The sequence below is a fragment of the Vreelandella sedimenti genome (assembly GCF_013416325.1).
GTDB classification, from domain to species: domain Bacteria; phylum Pseudomonadota; class Gammaproteobacteria; order Pseudomonadales; family Halomonadaceae; genus Vreelandella; species Vreelandella sedimenti.
This window is the reverse complement of the sequence record NZ_JACCGK010000006.1, coordinates 274,779-283,218: the sequence shown is the minus strand read 5'-3', so window position 1 is coordinate 283,218 and position 8,440 is coordinate 274,779. Positions and strand designations below refer to the sequence as shown.

Annotated in this window: 9 protein-coding genes; 3 read left to right on the top strand and 6 right to left on the bottom strand. The window is 55.2% G+C overall.

The features are described from left to right. Positions 1-138 precede the first annotated feature (138 nt). The 3 genes from HZU72_RS08950 to ybaK form a co-directional block, all read right to left on the bottom strand. The gene (locus tag HZU72_RS08950; protein WP_180091469.1) at positions 139-1,014 is read right to left on the bottom strand and encodes a PA4780 family RIO1-like protein kinase; all 876 of its coding nucleotides are present in this window, start codon (positions 1,012-1,014) and stop codon (positions 139-141) included. 33 nt (positions 1,015-1,047) lie between these two features. Then, positions 1,048-2,445 (bottom strand): ATP-dependent RNA helicase DbpA, encoded by a 1,398-nt coding sequence (dbpA, locus tag HZU72_RS08945; RefSeq protein WP_180091468.1) that lies wholly within the window; start codon positions 2,443-2,445, stop codon positions 1,048-1,050. Between the two features lie 135 nt (positions 2,446-2,580). Continuing rightward, complete coding sequence (gene ybaK, locus HZU72_RS08940) at positions 2,581-3,048, bottom strand: Cys-tRNA(Pro) deacylase (RefSeq protein ID WP_180091467.1); 468 nt, start codon at positions 3,046-3,048, stop codon at positions 2,581-2,583. Between the two features lie 220 nt (positions 3,049-3,268). Here ybaK and HZU72_RS08935 point away from each other — a divergent pair, with 220 nt between their 5' ends. After that, positions 3,269-3,454 carry a DUF3008 family protein gene (locus tag HZU72_RS08935; protein ID WP_180091466.1) on the top strand — a complete coding sequence of 62 codons (186 nt, stop codon included), beginning with the start codon at positions 3,269-3,271 and terminating at the stop codon, positions 3,452-3,454. A gap of 63 nt (positions 3,455-3,517) precedes the next feature. On the opposite strand, the gene HZU72_RS08930 is transcribed toward HZU72_RS08935, so the two are convergent. Further along, complete coding sequence (locus HZU72_RS08930; RefSeq protein ID WP_180091465.1) at positions 3,518-3,790, bottom strand: hypothetical protein; 273 nt, start codon at positions 3,788-3,790, stop codon at positions 3,518-3,520. A 101-nt stretch (positions 3,791-3,891) separates the two neighbouring features. Then, positions 3,892-4,758: a cation diffusion facilitator family transporter gene (locus HZU72_RS08925; protein WP_180091464.1), complete on the bottom strand. Its 867-nt coding sequence runs from the start codon at positions 4,756-4,758 to the stop codon at positions 3,892-3,894. 115 nt (positions 4,759-4,873) lie between these two features. Here HZU72_RS08925 and HZU72_RS08920 point away from each other — a divergent pair, with 115 nt between their 5' ends. Then, on the top strand, positions 4,874-5,743 hold the full coding sequence (locus tag HZU72_RS08920) for a LysR family transcriptional regulator (protein ID WP_144811058.1): 870 nt from the start codon (positions 4,874-4,876) through the stop codon (positions 5,741-5,743). A 217-nt stretch (positions 5,744-5,960) separates the two neighbouring features. Continuing rightward, positions 5,961-7,370 carry a PhoH family protein gene (locus HZU72_RS08915; protein WP_180091463.1) on the top strand — a complete coding sequence of 470 codons (1,410 nt, stop codon included), beginning with the start codon at positions 5,961-5,963 and terminating at the stop codon, positions 7,368-7,370. A gap of 71 nt (positions 7,371-7,441) precedes the next feature. Here HZU72_RS08915 and HZU72_RS08910 read toward each other — a convergent pair whose 3' ends face one another. Continuing rightward, entirely contained in the window at positions 7,442-8,425 is a 984-nt protein-coding gene (locus tag HZU72_RS08910) for a YihY/virulence factor BrkB family protein (RefSeq protein ID WP_180091462.1), read from the bottom strand. Positions 8,426-8,440 lie beyond the last annotated feature (15 nt).

The window sequence follows — 8,440 nt, the reverse complement described above, 5'->3', positions numbered from 1 at the left end:
GATCTGTTCAAACACTTCGGCTTTACCGTCGACAATGTGGTCAAGCACGCGAATGAACTGCTGGGTTAAATCTTAAAAGCAGGCAAAAGCTCGAACCAGGCTCCTCGCTTTGCTGTAAAACGAGAGGAGCCTGACTGTTCAGTAAGGCTGCGGAACCTCGCCGTCGTCATCATCGTCGCGCATACGCGCCTGACGTTCCGCCTCTTCCTCTTTGGCATCGTCGATGACTTCCATCAACTCATCGACGTTAGCAATATGGGTGTCAGCATCGAAGTGGCCGGTGAGCTTGCTATCCGGATGCAGTTCACCGGTTTCATACAGCGCCCACATCTCTCTGCCATATTCGGTATTCAGAAGCTCTGGCGCAAACTGGGCGAAGTAATTGCGCATGTTATCCACATCGCGATACAGCATCGCGGCTGCGCTGTTATTACCGGCAGCGTCAACGGCCTGGGGCAGATCGATAATCACCGGGCCAGAGGCATCGACCAGCACATTAAATTCCGACAAATCGCCATGAATAAGGCCCGCGCACAGCATCTTAACCACGTCTTGAATAACCTTGGCGTAGTAGGTCTCGGCTTGCTCTGGCGTTAGCGTCACTTCGTCCAAGCGTGGCGCGACGTTGCCTTCAGCGTCGCTGATCATCTCCATCAGCAATACACCATCAACAAAACCATGAGGCTCAGGTACCCGCACACCCGCCGAGGCAAGACGGTAGAGCGCGTCGACTTCGGCATTCAGCCACGCCTGTTCCTGCTCTTTCTGGCCGTAACGGGTTTTTTTGGCCATCGCCCGTGAACGACGGCTATTGCGCTCTTTACGTCCCTCTTGATACTGAACGGCCTGTTTAAAGCTACGCTGTTTGGCCTCCTTAAATACCTTGGCACAGCGCACTTCTTCACCGCAGCGCACCACGTAGACCTGCGCTTCCTTGCCACTCATTAACTGCACCAACACCTCGTCGATCATTCCATCATCGACCAGGGGCTGTAATCGCTTAGGGATTTTCATGATTAGCTGCGTCGGCTCCTCTTTGGTACGCGTTCAATAACGGATACGGCGAACACGGAAAGCCCGCCCTTTTAATTTATCACGCTCGAGTTTGGCCTGAGCTTGTTGAATCACATCGCGCTCAACGGCCACATAGGCACTGCGGGCGAGCACTTTAATTTTACCCACTTGATCGCCGCGCAAGCCGCCTTCACTGGTCAGCGCGCCAAGAATATCGCCGGGGCGCAGCTTGTCTTTTTTGCCAGCAGCTAACTGCAGTGTCGCCATTAACGGCTCGAACGGCACCGAGTACTGCGGTTTAGGCAAGGGCTCAGTTTTAATCGCCTGCTCCAGCAACCCTTCCAGTCGCTCCAGCCGATAACTCTCTTTAGGAGTCACCAGCGTGCAGGCAATGCCACTGGCCCCGGCACGCCCAGTTCGACCTACCCGGTGCACGTGAACATCAAGCTCGCGAGCAATTTGGTAGTTAAACACCGCGTCCAGCTGGGCAATATCCAGACCGCGGGCGGCAACGTCCGTGGCCACCAGAATAGACGCACTCTGGTTAGAGAACAGAATCAGAATGCGATCACGATCCTTCTGCTCTAAATCGCCATTGAGCGCTACGGCGCTAAAACCAACATCGGTTAGTTGCTCAGCCACTGCCTGGGTTTCACGTTTAGTGTTGCAGAATACCACGCTGGTCGCGGGCCGATAGACCAGCAACAGTTGGCGCAGGGCGTCAAATCGCGACTCTTCATTGGCGACACTGTAGAAGTGCTGTTGAATCGTCGTGGCGTCGTGCACCTCGGCGATTTTTACCATCACCGGTTCACGCATGACGCCGCGGGTCATCTCGGTTAGACCGCCCGATGACTGCTCATCCGGAAAGGTTGCGCTGAACAGCAGCGTTTGGCGGTCAGTTGGGGTCTCAGCAATGATGTCATCAATGGTTGCCTGGAAGCCCATATCCAGCATGCGATCCGCTTCATCTAACACCAGCATGGCGAGGGATTCCAGAGTGAGCGAGCCTTTGCGCAAGTGCTCGTCAATACGCCCTGGTGTGCCTACGACAATGTGTGCCCCGTGCTCTAAAGAGCCGAGCTGCGGGCCAAAGGGTGCACCGCCGCAGAGGGTCAGTATTTTTACATTAGCCATGCCGCGGGCTAAACGGCGCAGCTCTTCAGCCACTTGGTCAGCGAGCTCCCGGGTAGGACACAGCACCAGGCCTTGCACCGCAAAGCTCTCGACTCTCAATTTAGCCAGCAGTGCCAAACCAAACGCCGCCGTTTTGCCTGAACCGGTTTTCGCCTGCGCCAGCACATCGCGTCCGGCCAGCATCGGCGGCAGGCTCTCTGCCTGCACCGGCGACATTTCGAGGTAGCCAAGGGACGCAAGGTTGCTCAGCAGAGCTTTTGGCAACGCTAACGAGGAGAAAGAGGAGTCAGACACGATATTACCTTACTTGGGCCACAGGTAGGTGGCCATCGGAAAACAGCGCTCGCTGCCTACAAGACAAACGACACACGCAAATATTACCGCACCATACCAGAAAGTGCCCCGGGCTGCGCCGCCATCACATCGACATCAGGTGGCCAGGGGTACAAAGGTAGCCTGACTCAGCGTGGCTAAATCCCCCGGGGCCAGCTCGATTTCAAGTCCACGACGCCCGGCGCTTACATAGATACTGGCAAAGCTTTCGGCAGAGTGATCAATAAAGGTGGCCAAGCGCTTTTTCTGACCCAACGGGCTAACACCGCCCAGCACATAGCCGGTTGTGCGCTCGACTTCCGACGGTTCAGCCATGGTCGCTTTCTTCGCGCCAGCGGCTTTGGCGATCTGCTTTAACCCCAGTTGCCCATTGACCGGCACAATGCCTACTGCCAGCTGTTTGCCATCCAGCTTCACCACTAAGGTTTTAAAAACCTGCTCCACCGCGACGCCCAGTTTTTCCGCCGCCTCCAATCCATAGGAGTGCGCGGTGGCGTCGTGATCGTAATCATGGATTTGAAAAGCAATGCCTGCATGCTTTGCACTATTGATAGCCGGTGTCATGGCGTTCTCTTCGTTAACAGCATTGATACGATGACGTTACTGAGTGGCACACTTCGACCGGTAGGTTAATAACGCGACAGGCAAATGGAAGTCAACTGATTGGCACATGTAGAAGGTTTGATTGATGCTTCTGGAAAGCTGAGCACCAGTGACTATGCTTAAAAATGCAATGCTCAATAGTGCAGTAGGTAAACGGAAGCTAAATGAAAGGAGTTCAACAATGCCAGCAACCTCCAAAGCGCAACAGAAAGCGGCGGGCGCGGCACTATCCGCTAAGCGCGGAGAAACCAAGCCCAGTGAACTTTATGGTTCGTCTAAAGAGATGTATGACTCCATGAGCGAGAAGGAGCTAGAAGATTTCGCGAGTACAAAGCGCAAAGGCAAACCGGAAAAGAAACAGGATTAACTATCCTCTTTGCGTATAAAACCGCCAGCTTATCGAAGCTGGCGGTTTTGGTTTTGCTAACGACTACTGCTTGCAAGGCACCACTTTACGCAGGGTGTCTTTTGCCCATAACGTTTGGCCATCCGGTGTACGGCCGTGCTCACTCCAGCGTTCGGCGGTTTCCAGACAGAACGATCCGGCGCTTTCAACGCTTGCATCGCGGTTAGCCGGGCGCTCGCCGCCAATCCGCATAACATCAGGATTGTCGGTGGTATAACTTGGCGCAATGGTAGAACTTGCACAGCCAGCGACCAGTGCGGTCAGTAGCAGTACGGGTAAACAGCGGCGCAGTGGCATGTTTTTACAACCCTCAACGTAGCACTATTAAGCCGACACCTATTGTCGGTAGCGCTAAATAGCACTGCCACTAACAGAACGTCAATCTTTTTTCACCCGCCTCAGCCAGCGACTAAGGTAAGACTGGTAATAGGGCGCAGGTTTAGCCGTTTACAGCGCTTCTCTACGCTCTCTACAATCTCTTGAGCGTCGTCGAACTGCTGCTTGTCGAGCTGGATATCGACCATTAAAAAGCTGCCCACCTGGGCCAGTCGCACATCGTCGGCGGTGACATCAAAATCGGCGACATCCTCCACCACATCGCGTCGCACGCTGCTGCATGAGCCGCCGAACATCAGCTCACGCAGTGCTCCCTTCACCATGCGAATCGGCATGGGTAAGAAGTAACCCGCGATAATCAGCACCATCACCGGGTCAGCAAAGCGCGCATAGCTGGCCCAGGGCGACTGGGTTAACAGCCAGGTAAGTCCAAACCCCAACATGACAGCGGCACTCAGCCAGGTATCCATCTGCCACTGACGTAGCTCGGCGTCCAACAGCGAAGAGCGCGCTACACGGGCGTAGCGCGCCAGCCACCACCAGGTTAATAAACAACCCGTGACGTTGACCACGCCAAACATCAGCGCCAAATCCAACGTGACCAACCGCCCCCCATCGAGCAGGCTCCATAGCGCGGAAACCAATGACACGATACACACCATCGCGATCACTACGCCTTTGAGCAGCACTGCAAGCGGCTCTACCGTCAGCCGCCCAAAAGGGTAGTGATCATCCGCAGGTTTACGCGCCTGCTGAAGTGCAAACAGAGACAACGATGCCAGCACAAGGCTCAGCAGCGAGTAGCCGCTGTCAAAAAGAATCGTTATGGAACCGCTGGTCAGCCCTAGCGCAAGCCCGGTAAACGCAAATAGGCTAGCTGAAATGGCTGAAAATCTTAGCGCACGGCGCTCGGCAACAAAGGGGGACACGCGGATAACTCCATAACATTAGGCGAATTATGCGCCATAATAGAGAAGAGTTATGACAATCACGAATCGCTCAGCGCCAAATTAACTGGCGCTAAAAGCGTTAAACGAGGCGACTATGCGTGCAGAACAAGTACAGGCCTTTATTGATGTCACCGAGCATGGCTCCTTTGCCGCCGCAGCAAGACATACCGGCCTTAAACGGAGCACACTGAGTGCCGCCGTCAATGCGCTTGAGGATAGCCTGGGCGTGGCGCTATTTGAGCGTTCGGGCAATAGCCTAACGCTTACCGCCGTGGGCGATAGCGTGCTTCCCGACTGCTACCGCCTGCTGACCAGCGCTAGCCGAATCAAAAAACACTGCCACCAGCATTTGCAGGGCGTTGAAAGCCAGCTCGGCATCGCCCGTGATGACGCCCTGCCCGAGGTGTTTTGGCGTCAGGTAATGCACGATTTAAAACAGCAGTTTCCGCTAACCGCGATTTCGGTGTACCTAGTGCCACCCCAGGAACACACCCAGTTTGTGCAGCGCCAAACGGTGGATATTGCCTTCGGTCTGTATACCGCTGAAGGCATTGATGCCAATGCGGCCAACCTTGCTCCCGTCAGCATGCGTTTAGTGGCAGCGCCCCACCACCCTTTAAGTCGCCTCCCTAGCGTTAACCGCGACGACTTGGCCCAGTACACCCAAGTGTGTTTGACCCACGTACAGGATGATAAGCTGATAAGCGAGGCGCTGTTTTCAGGTAATTATCTGGGTTTAACCATGTTTGAGGTAATCCGCGACGCCGTCATCAACGCGACCGGCTGGGCGCTGCTGCCTTACCCGCTGGTTAAAGGCGCCCTAGAGGCTGGCACGCTCTGCACGCTAAATCACGATCTAGTGCTAGATAGCCACTATTACCGCTATGTGGAGAGCGATAACCGCGGCGTGGTGGCCACCGCCTTATTAAACAAGGTGGCGCACTTCTTAGCTTCCCAGAACTGAGACTCCGGGCGAATACCAAGCTAACACCCAGGGCTTGCTGACATATCGTTGAAATCTTTTTTATGGAAAAAAACACCAAAGCCTTCCACGCTATTACAAAGAGCTAAATAAGGAGCCGCCAGGACACGCCACGTGAGGAACACTGGCAAGTGTCATCTGGGCGTAATACGCACCTGCCAGTGTCGATGTTGCCGTCAACCAAGGAGTGATTCCAACGATGGTACGACTCGATAAGAAAGCCACTCGGCTGTATGTGTTGGACACCAATGTCCTCATTCATGACCCCACCGCGCTCTACCACTTCGATGAGCACGACGTTGTTATTCCCATGACCGTCCTGGAGGAACTTGATAAGCACAAAAATGGTGTACGTGAAATTGCCCGCACGGCTCGCCAAATCAGCCGTACGCTCTCTGACCTTACCAGCCAAGTCACCTTTGATGAGATCCAACGCGGTATTCCGATTCCCCGTATCAGCGGCGACACAGGACGCCTACACTTTTTATGCTACAACGATTTAAAGCTCTTTGACGCCCTCGACGATAGCCCCGATAACCGCATACTGGCGGAGACCTGCCGCCTTCGCGAAGAACGTCCCGACGCCTCGGTCATTCTGATTACCAAAGATATCAACCTCCGCGTTAAAGCCGCCGCGCTGAAAGTGCCCGTTGAGGATTACCTCAACGACCGCGCCTTCTCCGACAGCGACGCCATGATTGAGGGCGCCCAGGTCTACGCCTCCGCCGGCCAGCATGGCGCTTCACTGTGGGAAGCGTTGAATGTAGATGTCACGGTGGAACGACTCGACCACCACACTTTCTACCAACTCACCGGCACTATGCCCCGCCACTGGCACGTGGGCATGCTGGTCTCGGATAGCGAAAACGGGGCGGAGTTCGAAGCGATCGTTCGTGAACTGGGGCCCTCTTCGGCACGCCTTCAACTGCTGACTAACTACCGCCATCACTCGGGCGTGTGGGGCGTTCACGCCCACGACAGCCGGCAAAACTTCACGCTAAACCTACTCATGGATCCCGATATTGACCTGGTCACCATTGCGGGTAATGCCGGTACGGGTAAGACCTTTATGACCCTGGCCGCCGCCTTTCAACAGACTCTGGATGCCAAGCTATTTGAGCGTATTGTATTTACCCGCGCGCCGATCCCCATGGGGGAAGACATTGGCTTTCTACCCGGCACCGAAGAGGAGAAGATGTCACCGTGGATGGGTGCCTTCCACGACAATATGGATAACCTGCTGCGCAACGAGGAGGGCGAAACCAGTTGGGATAACGGTGCCACGCGGCAGCTAATTGGCTCACGGGTACAGATCCGTTCGCCGAGCTTTATGCGCGGACGCACTCTAAACGACACCTTTCTAATCATTGATGAGGCGCAAAACTTCACCCCCAAACAGCTTAAATCGCTAGTAACACGGGCGGGGCGCAATACCAAAATCGTCTGCCTGGGCAATGTCGGGCAGATTGACACTCCCTACCTCACCGCCAACACCTGCGGTATGGCCGCAGTGGTGGAGCGCTTCCGTGATTGGCCCCATGCCGGGCATATTACGCTGAAAAGCGTTGAACGCTCGCGCTTGGCCCTGGCGGCGGAAGAGCTGCTTTAAGCTTTCTTCTTTAAACCTGCTTTTTTATAACCAACCGCCTCCCACCGCTGGTGGGAGGTGCTTCTCCGCCCTCAAGTATCGTTACTCTCCTCAATGTCCTTCCACGGCCGGGGGGCACCAATGGTGTCCGCGGCAAACGCCTCGCGCTCACCTAGCGGGCGCGCCTCGCCAATGGTGGTGTCGGTGAAGGTTTGGCGTTCCATCTCACAGTTGACTTCCGCCCCAAACAGCACCACAAAGGCGGAGAGCCAGAACCAGATCATAAGCGCCACCACCGCCCCCAGTGAGCCATAAAGCTCGCTAAAGGTAGAGAAGTAGCGTACGTAGAGCGAAAGCCCACCGGAACCTAACAGCCACATCCCCGTCGCCAGCAGGGTGCCATAACTTAACCAATTCCACTGAGCCGAGCGCCGATAAGGAGCGTAGCGGTAGAGCAGCGCAATCAGCATGCTCATCACCACTAACAGTGCAGGCCAGCGTAGCCATTGCAGGATTTGATCCAACGGAGGGTTAATCGCCAAGGAGTTGACCACCACCGGTACGATGGCGATAAACGCTAGCGAGATCAGCGTCATAAAAATCAAACCAAAAGTCAGCGCGACCAATACCGTACTACGGTGTAACAGGCTGCGTTTTTCAGTTTCCCCATACACCACGTTAAGGCCAATAACCAGCACTGCCACCCCTTTGGAAGCGATAAACATCGCAATCAGCAGCCCGGCTAAAGCACCCAGAAAATTACCCGATTCCGCACTCTCCACGACCTTTTGAGCCTGCTGATCAATCAGTTTGGCAGCATCCGGCGGCATGAACCGGCTGATTTCATACAACTGCTGACCGGCTTCATAAGGGTCAAACAGTAATCCCCAGAGAGAAATGACCGCCGCGATAGTGGGAAACAGCGCCAGCAATGCGTAAAAAGCCACAGCAGCGGCCAGCATGGTAAGGCGGTTACGACGAGCGGCGCGCACTACCCGCCAAGCGATATCGTGCCAACCCCGCTGGGGAATATCACCGGGCACCTGCGCACGGCGACCGCGCGGGAGCTTACCCATAGCAGGCTCCTGACA